Source organism: Fulvivirga aurantia, assembly GCF_009711475.1.
GTDB classification, from domain to species: domain Bacteria; phylum Bacteroidota; class Bacteroidia; order Cytophagales; family Cyclobacteriaceae; genus Fulvivirga; species Fulvivirga aurantia.
The window spans coordinates 1-21562 of record NZ_SMMD01000933.1 but is presented as its reverse complement, the minus strand read 5'-3'; the positions used below and the strand labels follow the sequence as shown (position 1 = coordinate 21562).

Below are 21562 nucleotides of genomic sequence, written 5' to 3'. Positions count from 1 at the left end.
ATAAAGCCACCAAAGACCTCAAAGGCACCCACCCCAATGAGCAGTTTGGCTGGGAAATAGAACCGGGAATTGTAGTAAATCCTTACTATGATCAGGAAGATTTAAATCAGGACATAAAGCCCTACCAAAATAGGTTACTTAAAACAGATCATCCTTCAGGAGAAGCTCGATATTGGGATAATCTGCAGGTAATTGCAGCACAAGACGAGAAATCTGCCAATCATCTGGCACTTGATGCTTTACAAGGCGGAGCTGAAGGTATTGTATTTAAAGACCTGAGCAAACAACCAGATCTGGGTACACTCTTAAAGGATATTGAATTGCCCTACTGCAATGTTTCTTTTCAATTGACGGAATACGGGCAGGCAGAAATAATTTCTTCATATGCTAAAGACAAACCCCTTCAAGGGTTCATATTCTGCCGGGAGCAAACATTATATAAGGAGACTTCAACATTGTTTGAGCAAAATGAGACTGTAAAAATCATTTTTTCAGACAGTGACTCCAAAGGCTCCTTTACCGACAAAATAGCAGCGCAGCTACTTAATACAGTTGACTTAGTTCAGGAAGGGAATTTAGGAGCTTTCTTTCGTAGCCACGCTTTGGTATACGAAGTGGGCGCCAATTTCTTTGGAGAAATAGCGAGTCTCAGAGCATTGAGACAACTTTACTATCAAGTTGCCAGAGCATACGGATTAGAAAATTTCAAGCCAGAAGATTTAAAAATCTGTGCTACTTCCCCTGCCTGGATAAATGAAAGCTATGACCCAAATGGTAATATGCTCAAAGGCACTACAGCCGGAATGGCGGCAGTGCTAGGTGGTTGCGATGCACTCATCATTGAGCCCGAAGATGCTTCTAATTCTACCATGAGACGTACAGCCAGAAACATTTCAAATATTTTAAAGGAGGAATCTTACCTCAACTCTGCCGCTGACCCGGTTGCCGGCTCATATTATATAGAGTCACTTACCCAAAGCCTGGGGCAAGAGGCTTGGAAAAAATTTCAGGATAAAGTCAATTAAATCGATCATGCCAGATTTTAGCAAAATATCATATAACACCTTTTCCCCTAAAGATCAAAAAAACTCAGCCAGTGCCATTAACACTGCAGAAGGTTTCAAAATACATCCGATTTATACCCACTCTGACCTCGAAAAGCTTGATCATGTGGGCTTTTCTGCTGGCCTACCTCCTTATTTAAGAGGGCCATATTCTACCATGTATGCCAGCAGGCCATGGACCATTCGACAATATGCAGGATTTTCTACCGCAGAGGAGTCAAATGCTTTTTATAGAAAAAATCTAGAGGCAGGCCAAAAGGGGCTTTCTGTTGCCTTCGATTTGGCTACACACCGTGGTTATGACTCTGATCATCCAAGAGTATCTGGTGATGTCGGTAAAGCCGGAGTGGCTATCGACTCAGTATTAGACATGAAAATCTTGTTTGATCAGATACCGCTCGATAAAATGTCTGTGTCGATGACGATGAACGGAGCCGTAATCCCTATCATGGCTTTCTACATTGTTGCTGCCGAAGAGCAAGGCGTAAAACCAGAAGAACTCAGCGGCACTATACAAAATGACATCTTGAAAGAGTTTATGGTGAGGAACACATACATCTACCCACCTGCTCCTTCGATGAAGATAATTGCTGATATTTTTGAATACACTTCTAAAAATATGCCGCGATTTAACTCTATCAGTATAAGCGGCTATCACATGCAGGAAGCTGGTGCAACAGCAGATATCGAGCTTGCCTACACTTTGGCCGATGGCTTAGAATACCTGCGCACTGGTATAAAGGCAGGCATGGATATAGATTCATTTGCTCCTCGCCTTTCTTTTTTCTGGGCTATTGGCATGAACCACTTTATGGAAATCGCCAAAATGCGCGCTGGGCGTTTGCTATGGGCTAAAATTGTCGAACAATTTAACCCTAAAAACCCTAAATCGTTAGCACTTAGGACGCATTGCCAAACTTCCGGATGGAGCTTAACTGAGCAAGATCCTTATAATAATGTAACAAGAACGTGCATTGAGGCTATGGCTGCTGCCATGGGTCACACACAATCTTTACATACAAATGCACTGGATGAGGCAATTGCCCTGCCAACAGATTTTTCGGCAAGAATCGCCAGAAACACTCAAATCTATCTACAGAAAGAAACAGATATCACCAAAGTGGTTGACCCATGGGGTGGCTCTTATTATGTGGAGCAACTTACTGCAGACTTAGTAGATAAAGCCTGGACCTTGATTGAAGAAGTAGAGGAATTAGGCGGTATGGCAAAGGCTATAGAAAGTGGTGTGCCTAAAATGCGTATCGAAGAAGCTGCGGCCAGGAAGCAAGCCAGAATTGATTCCGGCAAAGATGTGATAGTAGGTGTAAACAGATACACGATTGACGAAGACCCTGATTTTGACATCAGAGAAGTAGACAATACCAAAGTAAGAAACGAGCAAATTACCAGATTAGAGAAGCTTCGCGCTGAAAGAAACGAAGCTGAGACTCAGGAGGCCTTAGATAAAATAAGCCGATGTGCTGAAACTGGCGAGGGCAACCTTCTCGAATTGTCGGTAGATGCTGCCAGAAAAAGAGCTTCCCTTGGCGAAATTTCAGATGCCATGGAAAAATCTTTCGGCAGGCACAAAGCGACTATTAGGTCTATATCGGGTGTTTATTCAAAAGAAGCCAGCATGGATACCAATTTTAAAGAAGCTAAAAGCCTATCAGATGAATTTGCCCAGTTAGAAGGCCGAAGACCAAGAATCATGGTGGCCAAAATGGGGCAGGATGGCCATGATCGTGGTGCAAAAGTTATTGCTACAAGCTTTGCCGACCTTGGTTTCGATGTAGATATTGGGCCTTTATTCCAAACTCCGGAAGAAGTGGCTAAACAAGCTGCCGAAAACGATGTGCATGTAATCGGAGCTTCAAGTTTAGCTGCCGGACATAAAACATTGGTTCCTGAGCTAATCAACGCACTTAAAGAATTAGGCCGTGAAGACATCATGGTGATAGCTGGCGGTGTAATACCTCCTGCTGATTACGATTTTCTCTATAAAGCTGGCGTTAGTGGTGTTTTTGGACCTGGAACTGTAATAGCAGAGGCTGCTAAAGATATCCTCAATAAGTTGCTAAAGGACTAATATTTTATAAATCAAATAGTTAGATTTATATATTATCTTTTAAAAACTAAAAAGGTGTTGTCATGGCTGTACTCAAAACCTCCCGGCTAGGTTGGCTACTTTGTATCTTTATATTTCTTGCCCAACCTACTTTTTCTCAAAGCAAATGGGAAAAACAACTTATTAAAGTAGATACCGAATTTAAGGAAGGTGACTACGAAAAGGCCAATAAGTTGCTGGCGAAATTTAAGAAGAAAGTCACCAAGAAGCTTGGCGTGAGCAATGAGTACATGGCACAGTATTATTTACGATCGGCCAAGTTTAATATTGCGGCCGGCCTTCTTATTGATATCGATCCTACCATTGAAAAAGCATTAGAAATAAGCACGCAAATAAATGGTGAAAGCAGCCAACAGCATGCACTCAACCAGCTTGATGTAGCCGACATACTGTTATTATATGGCAACTTCGTTGAGGCGTCAAACTATGTAGACCGTGCAGAAACCACATTGGAAAACGCCAATGAATTAAGTGACAACATCAAAGCTAAAATCGACCTAAAAAGAGCCCAAATACTTACTGGCCAGGGCTACTACAACGAAGCACTGAGTTTTATCGATAGTCAACTCAATTACTTTAGAGGAAGAGCAGTTTTTAAAGAATCTTATGTAGATGAGTCTGGCAAACTTAAAACCAGAAGACTGACAGAAGATGAAGTCATTGATCGAATGAGTGACTATGCTACGCTCCTTACCACCAAGGCCAACGCTTTCAGAAAAAAAGGTGTATATAAAAGTGCTGATAGTGCCTTTACCCGAGCAGAAGAGTGGATAAGTAGCAATATGGATGATTCTAGTATCGAGTACGTTCAAAATCAATATTTACATGGCAAATTTCTGGTTGAAAATGGATTGTTAGAATTCAGTGGTGCCACTAAAAATGCCCGTTTTGACAGAACCCTCAGCAAACTCAAAAAACAACACGAGGAGTCGCATTACCTTGCATTTGAACTTTATGAAACACTCCTAAAATGGTATTTAAACCAAGACCAGCGCGCTAAGTATCGCAGTGCAAAGGTAGAATACGAAAAAGCCATTAAGCGTAATTTTAAAAAGACCAGCTTACATAATATTAATCTTGAAACCATCGAATTTGATTCTGACCTTTCTAAAGGCAAAACCGGCAAAATAGAGAGCAAAGCCAATCAAATTTTAGCCTCTACCCGATCGCTACCAAAGCACCATGCCAAGACAATGGAATTGTATGATGTACTCTATAGGGTTTCATTACAAAAGCAAAATTTTATTATTGCTGAAAAATACCTCACCGACATAATAGAGATTAAAAAAGTGCTTTATGGTGAAGAATCACCAGAATACCACCTTTCGAAGGTTGAGTTAGCCAATTATTACATCGACCACACCGATAAAATAAAGGAAGCTCAGCAGATTTACGAGGAAAGTTTCTTTGCTGTGGTTGATCAGCAAATTGATGACTGGCATAAAGATTACGTAAATATTCTTAATCACATTGCGCTATTTTATCAAACAACAGATCAATACCAAAAAGCATCTGACATACTTGCAAAAGCAGAAAATACAGCGCGTGCAAAGTTTCGTGATACAGACCCTAACTATGGGGTGCAACTCAATAAACTCGCAAAGCTATATATCGATATAGGCAACTATGACGAGGCCGAAGAAAACATAGATGCCTCGATCGTTATACTTGAAAATGAGCGTAGAAATGAAAAGCGTGTCTTAGACTATGTAGATGCATTACAAACCAAAGCCAGACTAAAAGCCATTCAAGGCCTGTTTGACGAGGCGGAATCTACCATCAATATGTCGCAAAAGCTGCAAACACGTGCAGAAACTTCATCTACTTTTAATGAGTTGAAAGCAGCTGAGGAACTGGCTAGCTTATACATCACGCTTGGTCAATATCGTGATACAGAAGAACTCATTGACAAGCAAATAAACACTTATGAAAGTAGATATGGCATAAACTCACAGCGTCTGATCAAACCTTTGGTAAATCGAGGTAGGTTGCAGTTAATCTCGGGTGAATACCCTGAAGCAGAAAAAACTGCTTTGAGGGCCCGAAACATTGCCGTTAATATTTTCGGAGACAATTCTTCAAAGGTTGCTCCTACTGTACTGCTACTTTCTGAAGTGTATACCAATATAGGCGACTATGAAAAAGCCGAATCCAACGCCAAAAAGGCTGTTAATATTCAGAAAAAGCAATTTGGAACCGACCACATCGATGTGGGGCAATCTATAGCGCAGCTTGCTCTTATTAAATTTTACAAAGGCGATGATTTAAAGGAAGTTGAGCAATTAATGGATCAGGCCAAGGACATTACAGCAAGCAAACTTGGAAATAGAAACCCTCGATACGCTCGTATTTTAACAGATCTGGCTAAAGTTTATATCTCACAACATAGATATGATGATGCATTTAATGGCCTCAAATTGGCAGAAAGCATTTGGATATCTAAAGTAGGCAGAAGAAACAATATCAATACTGCCAGCATATACGTTTTGGAAGGCGATATATACTACCTACAACGACAGTTTGATCTGGCAGAAGAAAGCTATGAGAAAGCTGAGCGTCTCTATAAAAAGTTTTTTAGCAATACACACCCGGAGTATGTAAAAGTACAGTCTAAACTAAGTAAGGTGTACTACATGGAAGGCGATTCTAAAAGGGCCAAAGAGTATATTGAAGAGGCATTGGCCAACTATCACAACTTCATTAAAAACTATTTTCCCGCGCTTAGCGAAAGGGAAAAAGCCAAATACTGGAATACCATAAGACCTGATTTTGAGTTTTACAATACGCTCGCATTTGAACTCAATGACTCTGATGATGACATGGCTGGTAAGGTTTACAATAACGCGCTCATCACAAAAGCCATATTGCTTAATTCATCAATCAAAATCAGGGAGCGTATAACCAATAGTAACGATGCTGATCTCATCGAGAAATATAACATGTGGCTCGATAAGAAGGAGCAACTTACCAATGTTTTGTCGATGAGTTTACAGCAATTAGAAGAAAATGGCATTGTACCAAGTGTGCTTACTCATGAGGTAGAGCAGTTAGAGAAAGAAATCAGCGAGCGCTCAGAGCTATTTAGTCAGGCCTCTGAAGATAAACGCATACTTTGGGAAGATGTACAAAAGGTGCTTAAGCCTAATGAAGTTGCCATTGAGATGGTCAGGTACAGACATTTTGATCATGTATTTACAGACTCTGTGGTTTATGCTGCACTGTATCTTAAAAATAAAGAAACCCAAAAGAAACCTCAGGTCACCTTCATCGATAATGGTGAAGAGCTCGAAGGAAAGTACTTTCAGAATTACAGAAATAGCATCATATTTAAAATAACCGATGGGTTGAGTTATGATACCTATTGGCAACCTCTCAAGGAGGTAGTTGGCAATTATGCCACTATTTATCTTTCAGCAGATGGTGTTTACAATCAGATAAATCTGGAAGCCATACCGACACCTGACGGAAAGTATGTAATAGACAACTCCAACATTATACTCGTAAGCAATACGAAAGATATATACCTCAACCAGGTGCGTACACAGTTGGTGCAGGATGAAAAGGTGGCAACCATGTTTGGCAACCCAAATTTCTACCTTACTGCGAGCAGAGGAGCCATACAATCTTTACCTGGTACGGCCAGAGAAGTGAGCGAGCTCAAAGATTTGTTGTCAGATAGAGGGTGGAACATCAGTGCTTATACAGAAAGTGAAGCACAGGAAGAGCAAATCAAAAAACTTGACAATCCAAAAGTATTCCATGTAGCCACCCACGGCTTTTTCACTCCGGAGGACGAACATGATATTTCTGATCAGGTAGCTATGAGCGAATCTGAAGCTGCGAGGAATCCACTTTTGCGTACGGGCTTATTGATGACTGGCGCTGGTGACCTTTTGGATAAGTCGGCCTTTAATTACAATATTGAAAACGGAATACTCACAGCTTATGAAGCTATGAATCTAAACCTTGACCAAACGGAGCTGGTCGTATTGAGTGCCTGCGAAACCGGCCTTGGTGAACTTGCCGTTGGTGAAGGCGTTTATGGTCTACAGAGAGCATTTTTGGTGGCTGGTGCCCAAACACTAATCATGAGTATGTTTAAAGTAGACGATGAAGCCACACAAAAGCTAATGTCTAAGTTTTATAAGAAATGGATTGAAACTGGCAATAAACGACAAAGCTTTATAGATGCAAAGAAAGAAATAAGAGCCGAATACCAGGAGCCTATTTACTGGGGTGCATTTATCATGATTGGGCTTGACTAAGATTTTTTAAACTTGAACACATAAATGGCCAAAGAGCAAAATTGGAAGAAGCAACTTAGAATAATAATTTTTGAAGCCGACACCTACTGGGGAAAGGTGTTTGATGTAATCCTTTTAATAGCAATTGTCCTTAGTGTTTTGGCTGTAATGCTAGAAAGCGTCAAGCAAATAAAAATCGGCTATGGCAATATCTTATACATTGTAGAGTGGGTATTTACTATTCTCTTTACAATGGAGTATATCGCCCGAATAATTGTAATAGATAAGCCCTGGAAGTATGTAAGAAGCTTTTTTGGTATAATTGACCTTCTCTCTATTATACCTACTTACTTAAGCCTATTTATAGCGGGGGCGCATTCACTGCTAATCATAAGAAGTATAAGATTACTTCGTGTATTCAGAGTACTTAAAATGGTTAGATTTCTGGGTGAGGCTTCGCATTTATCCAGAGCCCTTAAGGCAAGTCGCGTAAAAATCACTGTGTTTATTGGTGCTGTTTTTATTGTCGTGGTTATTCTAGGCACCTTCATGTACATCATAGAAGGTGCAGATCATGGTTTTGACAGTATACCCAGAAGCATCTATTGGGCAGTGGTTACGCTCACAACGGTCGGTTATGGTGATATTGCACCTAGTACTGTTTTGGGCCAGGCTTTGGCTACACTTATTATGATCCTTGGTTATGGTATGATTGCAGTACCTACAGGTATTGTTTCTGCAGAAATGAGCCAACGAAGAACAGTAGACGAAGAGTACATTAGGGAGTGTCACCGATGTGGTGCCACCGGACATGACGAGGATGCCAGATATTGCAACAAATGTGGTGAGAAGCTGAGGCTGTAGATCTACTCTTCAACCTCAAACTTATTCTGACCTATAAAGCGATGAATTGATTGCTCAACCTGATCTTTATCATTCCAAAACTCACGGCTAAATATTCCTTTAAACTTCCACTTTTTATTACTCAATGTAAAAGGTGTGTATACATGCATATCTTTGATTGATAAGCTATGATAATACAGGTCGTCATCAGTTACGATAAGGCCCAGGTAATTACTATCTTGCTTTACCGTGAGGTCGGCAAATGGTAGTTCGGCTGTAAACTGGTATGATTTAATATTTTCCTCAGCCCAACTTTTCAATTTATCTTTCAAATACCAATCTACGTGATGGTTTGATTTGGTATGTGGTGCCGGAGTAAAATTACCTTCAGACACCTCTTTGGCATAGGCCAAATACTCTTGTAAGAGCTTTGGACCATCATTTTTTAATCCTTCTGTTTGTAGCTGTTGAGGGTAAATACTGGTAACTACCACCACTCGCTCTCTTGCCCTGGTGACAGCCACGTTTAGCCTGTTTTCACCATTGGCAGCATTTAAGCTACCAAACTGCATGGCCATTTTGCCATTTTTATCAGGTGCGTACGCTGTAGAAAAGATGATTACATCTTTCTCATCACCCTGGACATTTTCTATATTTTTTACAAACCAATTTTTAGGAAACAGCTTCCCTTTCGCTACAAATTGCTCATCAATCATATCAAGAATAAGCTGCTGTTGCCTGGCGTTAAATGTCACTACACCAACGGATTTAGTCTGGGATTCGCTGTAAATCTGGAAAAGCAAATCGAGCACTGTCTGGGCCTCTATGGCGTTAGTATTATTTTCCCAAACACCATCCAGCTTTATGTACTCTATCGCTGGTTCTTTTGCATTTACTACGCTATAATCCGGTAGCAATTTTAAGTTACCATTGTAAAAATGCTGGTTAGAAAAGTCGATAAGTTCTAACGATTTACTTCTGTAATGCCCTTTGAGCTGCACATCTGATAGGTGGTGATTCGCTAATTCTAATAAGGAGTCTACCTCAAGGGCAATATCGTCTTCTTCCGGCTCCTCTTCATAGCGCACCTGGTACAAATCATTTGGCCTTAGCTGCTTATCATCTCCAGCCACTAAAACCTGCCTTCCCCTGTACATGGCTGGTATGCCTCTTTCTACAAAACACTGAGAGGCTTCATCAAAAATCACCAGGTCAAACATTTCTCTCATAGGAAAAATCGCAGACACTGATTCCGGACTGGCCAGCCAGCAAGGCATGAGCTTAAAAAGCTCTTCACTAAACTCCTCAATTATCTTTCTTATAGGCCATATCCTGCGCTTTTTTGTAACCTGATGGAGCAGATCCCGGTAGGTAACCATATTATTAAGGCGGTTATACTCTACATCTTCATAAGTTTTTTCTCTTGCTCTCAAGAGAAGCATGTCGTTGCTCAGCCTTAATTTTTCTCTTACGCAGTTCTGAAGTTCAGCCTCTAGCCGTTGAAATTTCTTTGAAGAGACCGATCTTAAAATAGGGTATTTCGTTTCAATGTGATCTATCCAGGCCAGTCTAAGGCTATTTTGAAAGAGATTAAGTGTCTCTTCTGTTACAACATTCTCTTCACTATCCCCTGAAATGAGTTTATTTATTACCACATGCTCCTGAGGTGTAAGTGAGTCTTTGATCAGGTCGTATTCACAAAGTGAGTCAAAATCCTTTCGTAAAGCAGACTTCAACCTCTCTGCATAATCTTCATTTTTAGCGAGTTGGTTTATTTGAGCATTAGACAAATAGACCTTCCAACTGGCGTGTTTATTTGCTATATCTTTAATAATTACAAAAAGCGCCTCCATTTTTTGCCGAAACTCCCTGTAATCAAGCTTTTGGAGGTTAAATAGGTCTCTAAAATTTCTCACAGAGTTAAAGATCACCTTGGCTTTTACAGCCAGCTTCATCACATAAAACCAGTTCTGAAAGTGAACTTTCTCATATGACTTCGGGACTTCTTTGATCCACTCTTTGTTCTTTATTTTGGTAAGGTTATGCTCAAGATTTAATCTGTTATCTACCTTTTGCACCATGGTTTTGAATCCATCACGGTTGCCTTTGAGGTCATTCTCTACCAATACACGCTTAATGTAGCCTTTATCTTTAGAAAATAAGCTCCATTGTATAAGCTTGATGAGACTTGTACGAGCGTGCATATTGCGCTGCAACACTTCCTGAAACTTGCCTAGCTGGTCTGCCGGGAGCGTTACCTCCGGCCCAACACCCTTGTAACACTCCATAAGTACACGCTCGGTATTTGATAACCACAAGGCACTGGTATCATCATCAGGATAGTCTACCATGTGTTTGAAATACTCAAAAATCTGTGGGTCTTTGAGTACACCCAGCATTTCTACCAGAAAATCACGTTTGTTATAGATCGCCTCGCATTCTTCAAAGTCAAGCCGCTTACCAATTAACTTCTCAAGTTCATCCCCTAGTTTTTCCTGATAGACTGGTATCTCATCAATTGCTTCGACTATGTGATTATAATCACTGGCCTGAAAATTTTTGAATGACACTCGCTCAGACCATGCATGATCTCCGGAGTCTAATGACCGGGCATAATCTGTATAACTCTTAAGCTTAATAAGAAAAGCCGGTAAGTCGTTGAATTTAAAATAGGTGTATTCCTGCTTGAGGTTGATGGTTGGCCCTTCCGGGTTTGATGTCAGGTATAGTTCTTTTACAGATATATCACATTCAGATTCATCAAACAAGGCCTGCTTAAATTCCTCAAGCTCCTCTGTAATCTGATCTATCCTTCTGCTATACTGAAGAAAATTTCTCTCAAGCTGGATGGCATCGAGGCCATTATTTTTCATTTTATATTCATCAATGCGCTCTATTTGGCTGGCGATTTTTTGATAAATATTCTTTCTGTCATTCCTAAAATCATGAACGAGCCCAAGGTAATCTGTAAGCTCTTTATCGTCCATTCGCTCGTACACCACATCGAGTGCAGCTCGTTTTTGACACACAACCAACACCTTTTTACCAATGGCAATATGATCGGCAATAAGGTTACAAATAAGCTGTGACTTACCAGTGCCAGGAGGACCCTGCACCACCAAAGACGCCCCTTTCTTGATTATTTTTAAGGCATTTTCCTGATGTGCATCGAGTTTAAATGGTGTAATAGATTTTTCCTCTGTCACCTGTCGGGTAGCATTATCTGCCATGATGTGAGACATGCTTCTCTGGGCAAAAAACTCTTCCAGGTCCTGAATTGATTGATTTTCTATCAGGTGCTGATAGTCTGGCACCAGGTATGAACCGGCTTGAGGGAAAATGCCCAACACAGCTTCTGGGTAAAGCTTGAGTTGACCCTCACCATGTGCTGACTCAAAATCTGATTTACTGAAAATCTCAAATTTTTGAAGTACATCCTGAAAATTATCCTGATTAAAGTTTAGCTCAACCGGGCTGTCTTTAAATAATTGATAAAGGGAAGTGCGAAATACTGTACTGTCGTCATCAAAATCTTCAAAGTTTCTATCCAAGAAGTCATCTGATATTTTAATACCGTTGAAGTGTGCATACGCCAATAAAAATGACTTATTAAACATAACCCCGGAAGAGCGGCTATACATCTTCCAAAACTTGCCTTCTGCAGCCAACGACACAGGAAAAAATAATAGTGGAGCCCTCACAGGTGTGCCATTGGCTAGTTTGCCCCTTACAAATGGCCAACCCACATACAAATCATGTGAGCCTCTCTCCTCTTGTATAAACTTATCAGTACGCTCCAGCTTTTTTAGTTTCTTACTCAGCTGGTTGGCGTCTTCATCCCGGCTATCGAGTATGGGAGCCAGCTTTATAGATCGACTACCGATAAGATTTTCTATGATAGAAAATGCCCCGCCCTCGGTTATAAAATTAAAATCATAAATATCGATAAACTGCTGCACCGGTAATCGGAGCAATAATAGCGACCTGTTATTTGCGGTGAGATTAGTAAGTCTCTTAAGATATGACTTTAGCAGTTCGTGCATAATGCGATCAAGTAAACGAAAAATTAAGGAAATTATCTTATTTAATCCTTAAAAGAATGAACCGTCAGAATAATATATATGGATAAATCTTCTTTACTGTGGCCGTATCTAACAGATGAATTTCGTAGAGTGTTTCAACTCGATCTATTTTACCATGCTGAAAACGATAGGCATCTATCGCTGAGGCCACTTTTTTAGAAACATACGGATGATCGTCTAATAAGTATGCCTCCAGGTCGTTTAAGGCAAGTTGTTTAGGCTTATAGTCATCAGCAATAAAGCTTAAAGAGTCTAAGCGCTGTAGTACTTCTTCTTTTAGTCCATAAACTTCTGCCAGCTGATTTTTATCTACGAAGCCACCGAGCATATCCCTGTATTTCACAATCCTTGTAGACAATACCGGGCCAATTCCTCTAATTTGTTTGAGTATCACTGTATCAGCCTGATTGATATCAAAGCGATCGATGATCGGTGTTTTCCTGACGAATTTCCTCTCTGGTTTTATTAATTCTGGCTTCTTTTTTTTCTCTCTATAGTTTTGCTTGCTTATCCATACTTCCCGCTGCTCAGCTTTTCTGGGATTGTGCTGCTTTTCTTCTTTAAGCCGCAACTCACTAATGAGATTATCGACCGCAGCTTCGTCAAATGATGTCTGGGGCACCTTGTCAAGATATCTAAGGGCGTACGGAGTTACCACAATTATAAACATGAGAGGTATGAGTACTATAAACCCATTAGACTCTGTTTTAGAGAACCCGAAGTAGTTTCTTAGCCAATGATTCAGTCGCTTCAAGCTTCGAAAATATAAAAGTTGCAGAAATATCTCTACCCCGGAGGCAACTTTATCTATAATCGGGATCGTTCTTAAAAAAAATGATGTTAGTCATGTGGTCAGCGATTTAGCCTCATATTCTACAAATTAGAAACATGATAAATTGCGGTCATCATTTTATAAGTTAATGATTACTAGTTAAGTTTGTGGTCAGTTTTAAAGCGATATGCACAACAATTTCAAAATCTTAGGTTTATCTTTCCGAAACACCCCGATTGAAACAAGGGAAAAACTGGCTTTGGATGAGGAGAATGCCAAAAAGCTCTTGAAATTTATTGGTGATTTCACAGAAGCCAATGATGTTTTAATTCTATCTACGTGCAATCGCACAGAGATCTACTACAATCACGAAAACGATTACTCAAAAGAAATTCTTCAGGGAATAGCACTTCTTAAGAAAATGGATGTGGATACTATTTCACAACATTTTGAGCTTTTCGACAAGCACAATGAAGCTATATTTCATTTATTTGAAGTTTCTATGGGCCTTCGCGCTCAGGTAGTAGGTGACTTGCAGATCTCAAACCAGGTAAAGCGTGCCTACCAGTGGAGTGCAGATGAAAATATGGCTGGTCCATTTTTACATCGCTTAATGCACACCATTTTTTATACTAACAAAAGAGTAGTACAAGAGACCTCTTTTAGAGATGGTGCCGCTTCTGTATCTTATGCAGCAAAAGACCTGATCGAAGATATAACCGCTGAATTTCAAGAACCTAAAATATTGGTTTTAGGTGTTGGTGAAATAGGGCAGGATGTCTGCAGAAATTTTGTGGGCTCCAGATTTTCTGACGTAACCATTACTAATCGTACAGAAAGTAAAGGTAGAATGCTGGCAGCAGAGTGCAACTTCAAATTTGTGCCTTTTGATGATGTTGAGCACGCCATCGCTAACGCAGATGTAGTGATATCGTCTATTGCAAAAGAAAAAGCATTTATTACTAAAGAGCTGGTTTCTAAGCTCGATATACTTTCCTTTAAATTTTTTATAGACCTATCTGTACCTCGTAGTGTTGAAATGTCTGTAGAAGAAGTACCGGGTGCGTTGGTATATAATATTGATGACATTCAAAGCAAAGCTTCAGAAGCGCTGGATAAAAGAATGTCTGCCATACCTGCGGTAAAAGTTATAATCGAAGAGGCCGTGGCGGAGTTTAACGATTGGTCTAAAGAGATGATTGTATCTCCAACGATCAAGAAACTTAAAAACGCACTTGAAGAAATCAGAAAAGAAGAGCTGTCTCGATATGTAAAGGACGCATCTTCTAAAGAGTCTAAAATAATCGATAAAGTAACTAAAAGCATGATGCAGAAGGTGATGAAACTGCCTGTACTTCAGCTTAAAGCGGCTTGCAAACGTGGTGAGGCCGAGACTTTGATCGATATTCTCAACGATCTTTTTGATCTTGAAAAGCAATCTGAAAAACTCAGTAAATAAGCGCTCATAGTTTTTTCTGGTATGAGCTATTCTAAAAATCTTTTTCATCGATACTTATGATGTCTAAAAAATACACACTCCTTTTAGTGGTTTTATTTTCTGTTACTTTTTTTAACTGGGGAATAATTGGTCATCGCTCTGTGGGCCATGTAGCTCAGGAGTACCTTAACAAAAAAGCTGCTAAAGCGCTGGATAAACTACTTGATGGAGAATCTTTAGCTGAGGCAAGCACCTGGATGGATGAAATAAGGTCTGATAGCACATATGACTATGCGCAGGATTGGCATTGGGTAACAATACCTACGGGAAAAACTTATGAAGAAACTGACAAGAACCCTAATGGTGATGTAATCGCTACAATACAAAGGCTAACCAGCGAAATAAAAGCTGGAGGCATGACTAAAACACAGGAAGTTGAAGCTGTAAAGATGCTTATTCATTTGGTTGGCGACATTCACCAACCATTACACGTGGGCACCGGTGAAGATAGAGGTGGCAACAGTGTGAAAATCAAATGGTTTTGGCAAAACTCTAACCTACACAGAGTGTGGGATTCTGAAATGATTGAAAGCCAGAAATACAGCTATACAGAGCTAGCCAATATTTTAGACGAACCCTCTAAAGATCAGGTAAAAGCATGGCAGTCTGCCAGCGTAATCGACTGGGCAAATGAGTCTATTGCACTACGTGATCGAGTGTATGACATACCTGAAGATGAGAACCTTAAATACGAATACCAGTATAAACACTGGGAAGTAGTAGAGCTCAGACTTCAACAAGCAGGCATTAGACTTGCCGGCTTGCTAAATGAGCTATACGGCTAGAATACACCTAGATATCTCCCGCTACTACTTGTGGGTATCTCTTGTGAGGCACTGCACCAGACTTTCTTAAGTGAAAGGTCATGTTGATGTAATCTAAAATCACTACGTTGTGTTTAAGAAAACCGGAACCGATGCTTCCTTTTGCATCTTGAAGCTCTCTGTTTGAAAACAGCCGCTGGATATACTTCGGAACTATTTCTTTCGAGAAATTATTGCCTAAATGCATTTGTGATTTTTCACCGACAAAACCCTTAATATTGCCTCCAATACCCACTCCTACCAGGGCACGATCCCTTACTCTAAAATTCTTTTCATCTTCCTCGCGTAAAAACATCATAATATCCTGAGAGGAGCCTGTATCCACATGAAACTGACCTTGATATGACTGACCTGCGTCATCGATAAGAGTGGCAGGTATATAAGGTTTGGTGTCCTTTATGGTGAGAGGCAATGTTTCAAACCCAACAATTGGTGGCGCTGCATAAGGCTCGAATAGCGTTATTTGATTGCCCGGGTAATCAATTCTAACAATGAATCTGCTAAATATTTCGTAGCCGATGATGCCATCAATGTTTGAAAGACCTACATCTTCAAATAAATCAGGGCTCGGCATAATTACGATACTCACATGCTGACCTAGCACATCCTGTATCTGTAAATCATTATCTAAAGACAGCTTGCAGGGCCTGTTTTTCTTTTTTCCATAGCCAGAAAGGCGTACCGTTACATCATCTAAAACTTCTAATCGCCTGGTATATTTTTTACCAAACAGCACCACAGAACGCATGCCTGTATCTAAAATCAGATTGAGATCCATACCGTTGACCTTTACGGGGATCACAATGAGATTGTTGATAAGCTTAAATTTAAGCGTAGTTGAGGTTTTGTTGTTTAAGAAACGATAATTGGTATCTGCAATAGATAATGTGAATAGCATTGTTGCCACCATGGAGAGGGCATACCTCTTCCAGGGAGCTTTTGTGTTGTTGTTATACATGACTCCTAAGTTTTTGACCTAATTGAAGTTATATCAATTTTTCATAAAAAGAATCACGCAAAACGGAGTGTTTTTAGCTCAAATTACCCTGCCAGATGGGGTGATACTCAGGGTTACACAATTGGAGCTATTTTCGATGAATTACAGTGGTTATGAGTCAGGTATGGAAATTTGGCCCTCCAAATAAGTGACTGCAGCACCTGTCAATAAGACCCTGTCGCTTTCAAGTTTACAATCAATTTGGCCTCCTCTCTGTGAAAGCTGTTGAGCTTTTAGGTCTGTTTTTCCTAATGTCTTTGCCCAGTAAGGTACCATAGTCGTATGAGCGCTGCCCGTCACGGGATCTTCATCGATACCACAAGCAGGATAAAAACACCTGGATACAAAATCAACATCATCGCCCGGAGCGCTCACGATAATGCCTCGCCTGTCTAGAGCCCCTAGTACACCAAAATCAGGGTGTAAAGCTCTTACTTCAGACTCGCTTTCTACAATAAACAGCATATCAGAAACCCCGTTAAAACCTTTTTTTGGTCTTATTCCCAGGCCTTCTATGATGGCATCAGTTATTTCTATTTGCTTGAGATTATCTGCAGGAAAATTCAAAGTCATTTTACCTGACTGTTTACTGACAGTAAGCAAACCGCTCTTGCTCTCAAACTGAATTTCGTCTTGGTCATACCCTAAATGATTGAAAATCACATGCGCTGTAGCCAGCGTAGCATGACCGCAGAGATCGACCTCGGTGTTTGGTGTAAACCACCTTAAATGAAACCCGTCATCTGTCTTTACAAAAAAAGCCGTTTCTGATAGATTATTCTCACCGGCTATATTTTGCATTAAATCATCAGACAGCCACTTTTTAAGCGGACAAACTGCAGCAGGATTGCCTCCAAACAGTTCTGAAGTAAAGGCATCGACCTGGTAGATAGGGGTTTTCATATTAAACGAGATCTTATTTAGAAAAAACCACTGAGAAAATAAGTGGTTTATGTAGTGAGTGTTTTGTGTTAATCTTCCAGCACGATGGCTACAGGACAATGATCTGATCCCATATATTGATTGTAGATATGCGCTTCTTTCACTTTTGGCATAAGGTCTTCTGTAACTAAGAAATAGTCTATTCTCCAGCCTACATTTCTCTCTCTGGCTTTAAACATCTGGTTCCAATAAGTATATTTTACCTCTTCAGGGTTGAAATGTCTAAATGTATCTACCCACCCTTCTGCCAGGTAATTTTCAAAACCGTCAATCTCTTTTTGTGTATAGCCTGCCGACTTATTGTAGTTTTCTTTAGCTCTCGCTATATCTATCTCCGTATGGGCTACATTCAGGTCTCCGCACAATATCACTGGTTTTTTTTCTCTCAATGCCTTCAGGTGATCAAGAAAAGCAACATCCCAGGTTTGTCTGTAATCAAGCCTTTTAAGACCAGACCCTGAGTTGGGTGTATATACATCTACCAAAAAGAAGTCTTCAAACTCGGCTGTCACTACTCTACCTTCCTGGTCATGCTCCTCGAGGCCCATATCATATGTAACTTCAATAGGCTCTTTTTTAGTAAGAATGGCCGTTCCGGAATAGCCTTTTCTTGCCTTTGAGTAATTGATATAGGCCTGGTAGTCTGGCAATAAAGAAAGTGCCGTTTGGGCGTCTTCTAGCTGTGCTTTGGTTTCTTGCAGACAAATTATATCTGGAGACATCTCAGCAACACTATCTAAAAACCCTTTTTTCACAATGGCTCTGATACCATTTACATTCCAGGAAACTATATGCATAAACTTATTTTTTTGTGATAATAATTGATGCTGCAAATTGCCCGTTTAAAGCTTAAAAATCAAAAATTGAGTAGCTTAATTGAGGATTGTTATTCCTTAAACCGAGCCTAATACAAACCCTAATGTAAGTGCAGCCAGCCCCACCACGAGCTTGTCTGTCACACCATTCCACCAGATACCTCTTATTTCTTTACGGAGCAATTTGATCGTATGCTCCATGCTGTTAATTTGTGATTTCAAGTCATTATTATGGCTGGCTAACTCCTGATTATTCTCCTTTAGCTTGAGTAAGCTTTGATCGAGTTGTGCAATGATCTGGTTTAGATCGAGATTAATGTCTTCATTCGTAGCTTCCATCTTCGTCAGAAGTCTGGCAACAAGCTTCTCTACTTCTTTTACTTTATTGAGCAGTTGCTTGTTTACATTTTGAAGCTCCAAATTACTCTCCCGCATTTCTTTCAGTTCATCAAGTTTGGCATTAAGCAACATGGCTCTCGTTTTGCTAATCACAAAAGCAGTATCTGCCTTTATTTCTACCGTAGTGCCACGCTGCACTTCTTTTATATGATCCTTTTCTTCAAAAACTACCTGCTGTGCGAGGCAAAATGTTAGACTAAAGAAAAAGAGGCTTGTTAATATAGATTTAGTCACGTGCATTTAAAACTTTAAACTGTCTATGGCTACAAAAGAAAGTGAGTCATGGTGAATCTGCTCAAGTGAGTCATATTGCTCAATGATCCTATTTAGTTCAGCTTTGATGTTCTTTACATTACTGGTTTGCTGTTTAGAGACGGCCTCAACTTTCTTTTTAAAGCTGTAAATATCTGCTCTTGTATTTCTAAGATCATTATAAAGAAGCAGGTACTTCTGCTGCAGCCTATCGTATTTTTCATTGAGCATAGAAAGTGTATCCACCTGCTGTTTGAGCTCTCTGGCCAGTTTTTTAGTTTCTTTTACTGAAGATTGGCCAAAAAAGACACTGTAAATAAGTAAGCCTGTAATTAACACCAGCAGCAGCGGTGTTACTTTCTTATAATCCATAGATTGATGATTGTAAAGCCTGAAATTATAAAAAGCCGGCAAGTAATACCAAGAGAATCATTATTTATCAATTTGATCTCTTTAATTTGAACCGTGACACAATTCGAAAGCCATACTGACACAGCCACGCAGGAAGTGAAGCTCAATGAAACAGCAGCACTTGCAAGTAAATACATAAATACCACTCATAGGCACATTTTCCTTACCGGAAAGGCCGGCACAGGAAAAACCACCTTTTTGAGGCATATCATGCGGCACACTTATAAAAAAGCTGCCATAGCTGCCCCAACTGGTATTGCTGCTATCAATGCAGGTGGAGTTACCCTACACTCACTTCTGCAGTTGCCTTTCGGTGTTTTTGTTCCAGATCCTAATTTCACAAGCAGTGGCTCACTTTCTGAAAGGGTAAATACTCCACGCACTGTACTCTCTAATTATAGAATAAATAAAACCAAGCGAAAGCTCCTGCAAGAGCTGGAACTGCTTATCATCGATGAGGTGAGTATGTTGAGGGCAGATCTGCTAGATTGTATCGATACAATCTTACGCTCGATACGAAAGAGGCGAAACATACCTTTCGGAGGTGTACAGATTTTATTTATAGGCGATTTGCTGCAACTGCCACCAGTAGCCAAAGAGGTAGATCAGCGGGTTTTGTCTAACTATTACAACAGCAATTATTTTTTTGCTGCTAAAGCCTTAGATCAGGCACCTCCTTTATTTATCGAGCTCGATAAAATTTACCGACAGAGTGATGAAAGCTTTATTACTGTCCTCAACCGCTTTAGAGATAATAAAGTAACTCAGGCCGATATTGATGCGCTTAATAAGCACTACAAAGAAAATTTTAAACCGCAGTCGGAAGACAAGTACATACAGATCACAACGCACAACTATAAAGCAGATGCCATCAATAAAAATGAACTTGATCAACTAAAGGGCAAAATTTATAGCTATTCGGCTAGTATACAGGGTGATTTTCCTGATTCTATGTATCCGGTATCAGACAAACTTGAGCTAAAAAAGGGTGCACAAGTCATGTTTCTCAAAAATGACTCGAATGAGGAAAAACGGTATTTTAATGGGAAAATAGGTGAAGTCACGCACCTTGCTGATGACAACATCGAGGTGACTTGCGAAGGTGAAGAGCCCATTGTGGTGGAGTCTTATGAGTGGGAGAATGTAAGGTACACGCTAGACAAAGAAACTAATGAAATAGACGAAAAAGTAATCGGCAGGTACCAACAATACCCTTTGAAACTCGCCTGGGCCGTGACCGTGCATAAGAGCCAGGGACTCACTTTTGACAGGGCAATTTTAGACCTTACCGATGCTTTTGCCGCGGGTCAGGTGTATGTGGCCCTCTCCCGATTAACTTCTCTTGACGGTTTGGTACTGTCTTCTCCCCTTTCAACGAATGTACTTTCAAGCGATGAGGCCATTAATAGATTCAGTGCAAACAAGAAAAATCATGAGGCGCTCAAACAACAGCTATCCACTGATAGAAAAGCTTATATCGAACAGTTCGCTATCGAATCCTTTAATTTCTACAACCTGGCAACTCTCATAAATAAGCATTTATCATCTTTCGATAAAGCTGACAACCTATCTGTAAAGCAAGGGTATGAAAGCTGGACCAGGCAGTTAAGAAAAGACATTCACGACATAAAACAAGTAGCCGATACGTTTATAAACCAGATAAAGAAAATCCTTATAAGCCAGGGTGACTATTTGCCTACACTCACAGAAAGGGTAAATAAGGCTAAAGAATATTTTGACTCTAAGCTTTCTGAAATAAGAAGTGGTGTAAAAAAACATATTGATGAAGTTGCACTGAAAAGTAAGGTAAAGCAATACCTGAAAGAATTAGAAGAGATTGAGCTGGCTATTTACGCCAAGCAACAGGCTGTTGTTAAAATCGATATGCTACTTTTAGCCTTGAGCGAAGGAGGAGAATTAAATAAAGATCAACTACAAGCTACGGACCTTTACCTGTCGAGAAAGTCTGAGCCAAAGGTTTCTAAAAAGGATAAAACTCCCACACACGAGTTGTCTTACAAGCTCTATAAAGAGGGAAACGATATAGAAACCATCGCTGAAAAAAGAAATTTAGTGCCTGGCACGATCGCTGGTCATCTGTGTCATTATATCTCTACGGGAGACATAGACGTACTGGATTTTATAGCCGAAGATAAATTGAAAAACATAGTTACAGTCATAGACACCATAAAGACGGATAAACTCGGTGAGGTCAAATCAAAGTTAGGTGAAGAGTACACTTACTCAGATATAAAATTTGCCGTAGCACATCATAAATTTACTTCCAAAAA

The 21562-nt window shown here is 40.1% G+C and carries 14 protein-coding genes; 7 read left to right on the top strand and 7 right to left on the bottom strand.

Going from position 1 to position 21562, the window contains the following annotated elements; genetic code table 11:
* The 4 genes from E1176_RS18200 to E1176_RS18185 all read left to right on the top strand — a co-directional run.
* Window positions 1–1025 (top strand): methylmalonyl-CoA mutase family protein (locus E1176_RS18200; protein WP_246206145.1); only part of this gene is annotated, 1025 nt, incomplete at its 5' end.
* Between the two features lie 4 nt (window positions 1026–1029).
* A complete protein-coding gene (scpA, locus tag E1176_RS18195; protein ID WP_425482596.1) occupies window positions 1030–3153 on the top strand; it encodes a methylmalonyl-CoA mutase in 2124 nt (707 codons plus the stop codon).
* Between the two features lie 62 nt (window positions 3154–3215).
* On the top strand, window positions 3216–7457 hold the full coding sequence (locus E1176_RS18190; protein ID WP_155212475.1) for a CHAT domain-containing protein: 4242 nt from the start codon (window positions 3216–3218) through the stop codon (window positions 7455–7457).
* 24 nt (window positions 7458–7481) lie between these two features.
* Entirely contained in the window at window positions 7482–8300 is an 819-nt protein-coding gene (locus E1176_RS18185; protein WP_155212474.1) for an ion transporter, read from the top strand.
* 2 nt (window positions 8301–8302) lie between these two features.
* Here E1176_RS18185 and E1176_RS18180 read toward each other — a convergent pair whose 3' ends face one another.
* Together E1176_RS18180 and E1176_RS18175 are read right to left on the bottom strand one after the other, a co-directional pair.
* Complete coding sequence (locus E1176_RS18180) at window positions 8303–12322, bottom strand: AAA domain-containing protein (protein WP_155212473.1); 4020 nt, start codon at window positions 12320–12322, stop codon at window positions 8303–8305.
* A gap of 64 nt (window positions 12323–12386) precedes the next feature.
* Complete coding sequence (locus tag E1176_RS18175; RefSeq protein ID WP_155212472.1) at window positions 12387–13115, bottom strand: helix-hairpin-helix domain-containing protein; 729 nt, start codon at window positions 13113–13115, stop codon at window positions 12387–12389.
* Between the two features lie 205 nt (window positions 13116–13320).
* Between E1176_RS18175 and hemA the strand changes: the two genes are divergently transcribed.
* Entirely contained in the window at window positions 13321–14592 is a 1272-nt protein-coding gene (hemA, locus tag E1176_RS18170) for a glutamyl-tRNA reductase (RefSeq protein WP_155212471.1), read from the top strand.
* Window positions 14593–14648: 56 nt separating this feature from the next.
* On the top strand, window positions 14649–15416 hold the full coding sequence (locus E1176_RS18165; RefSeq protein ID WP_343030560.1) for a S1/P1 nuclease: 768 nt from the start codon (window positions 14649–14651) through the stop codon (window positions 15414–15416).
* Window positions 15417–15423: 7 nt separating this feature from the next.
* On the opposite strand, the gene E1176_RS18160 is transcribed toward E1176_RS18165, so the two are convergent.
* The 5 genes from E1176_RS18160 to E1176_RS18140 all read right to left on the bottom strand — a co-directional run bounded on the left by E1176_RS18160 (window position 15424) and on the right by E1176_RS18140 (window position 19232).
* A complete protein-coding gene (locus tag E1176_RS18160; protein WP_155212470.1) occupies window positions 15424–16413 on the bottom strand; it encodes an aspartyl protease family protein in 990 nt (329 codons plus the stop codon).
* Window positions 16414–16563: 150 nt separating this feature from the next.
* Window positions 16564–17355 carry a PhzF family phenazine biosynthesis protein gene (locus E1176_RS18155; protein ID WP_155212469.1) on the bottom strand — a complete coding sequence of 264 codons (792 nt, stop codon included), beginning with the start codon at window positions 17353–17355 and terminating at the stop codon, window positions 16564–16566.
* A gap of 68 nt (window positions 17356–17423) precedes the next feature.
* Window positions 17424–18191 carry an exodeoxyribonuclease III gene (locus E1176_RS18150; RefSeq protein WP_155212468.1) on the bottom strand — a complete coding sequence of 256 codons (768 nt, stop codon included), beginning with the start codon at window positions 18189–18191 and terminating at the stop codon, window positions 17424–17426.
* A gap of 96 nt (window positions 18192–18287) precedes the next feature.
* A complete protein-coding gene (locus tag E1176_RS18145; RefSeq protein WP_155212467.1) occupies window positions 18288–18842 on the bottom strand; it encodes a hypothetical protein in 555 nt (184 codons plus the stop codon).
* Window positions 18843–18848: 6 nt separating this feature from the next.
* Window positions 18849–19232 carry a hypothetical protein gene (locus E1176_RS18140; protein ID WP_155212466.1) on the bottom strand — a complete coding sequence of 128 codons (384 nt, stop codon included), beginning with the start codon at window positions 19230–19232 and terminating at the stop codon, window positions 18849–18851.
* Window positions 19233–19325: 93 nt separating this feature from the next.
* Between E1176_RS18140 and E1176_RS21405 the strand changes: the two genes are divergently transcribed.
* The coding region (locus tag E1176_RS21405; protein ID WP_155212465.1) for a helix-turn-helix domain-containing protein at window positions 19326–21562 on the top strand (2237 nt) is incomplete at its 3' end.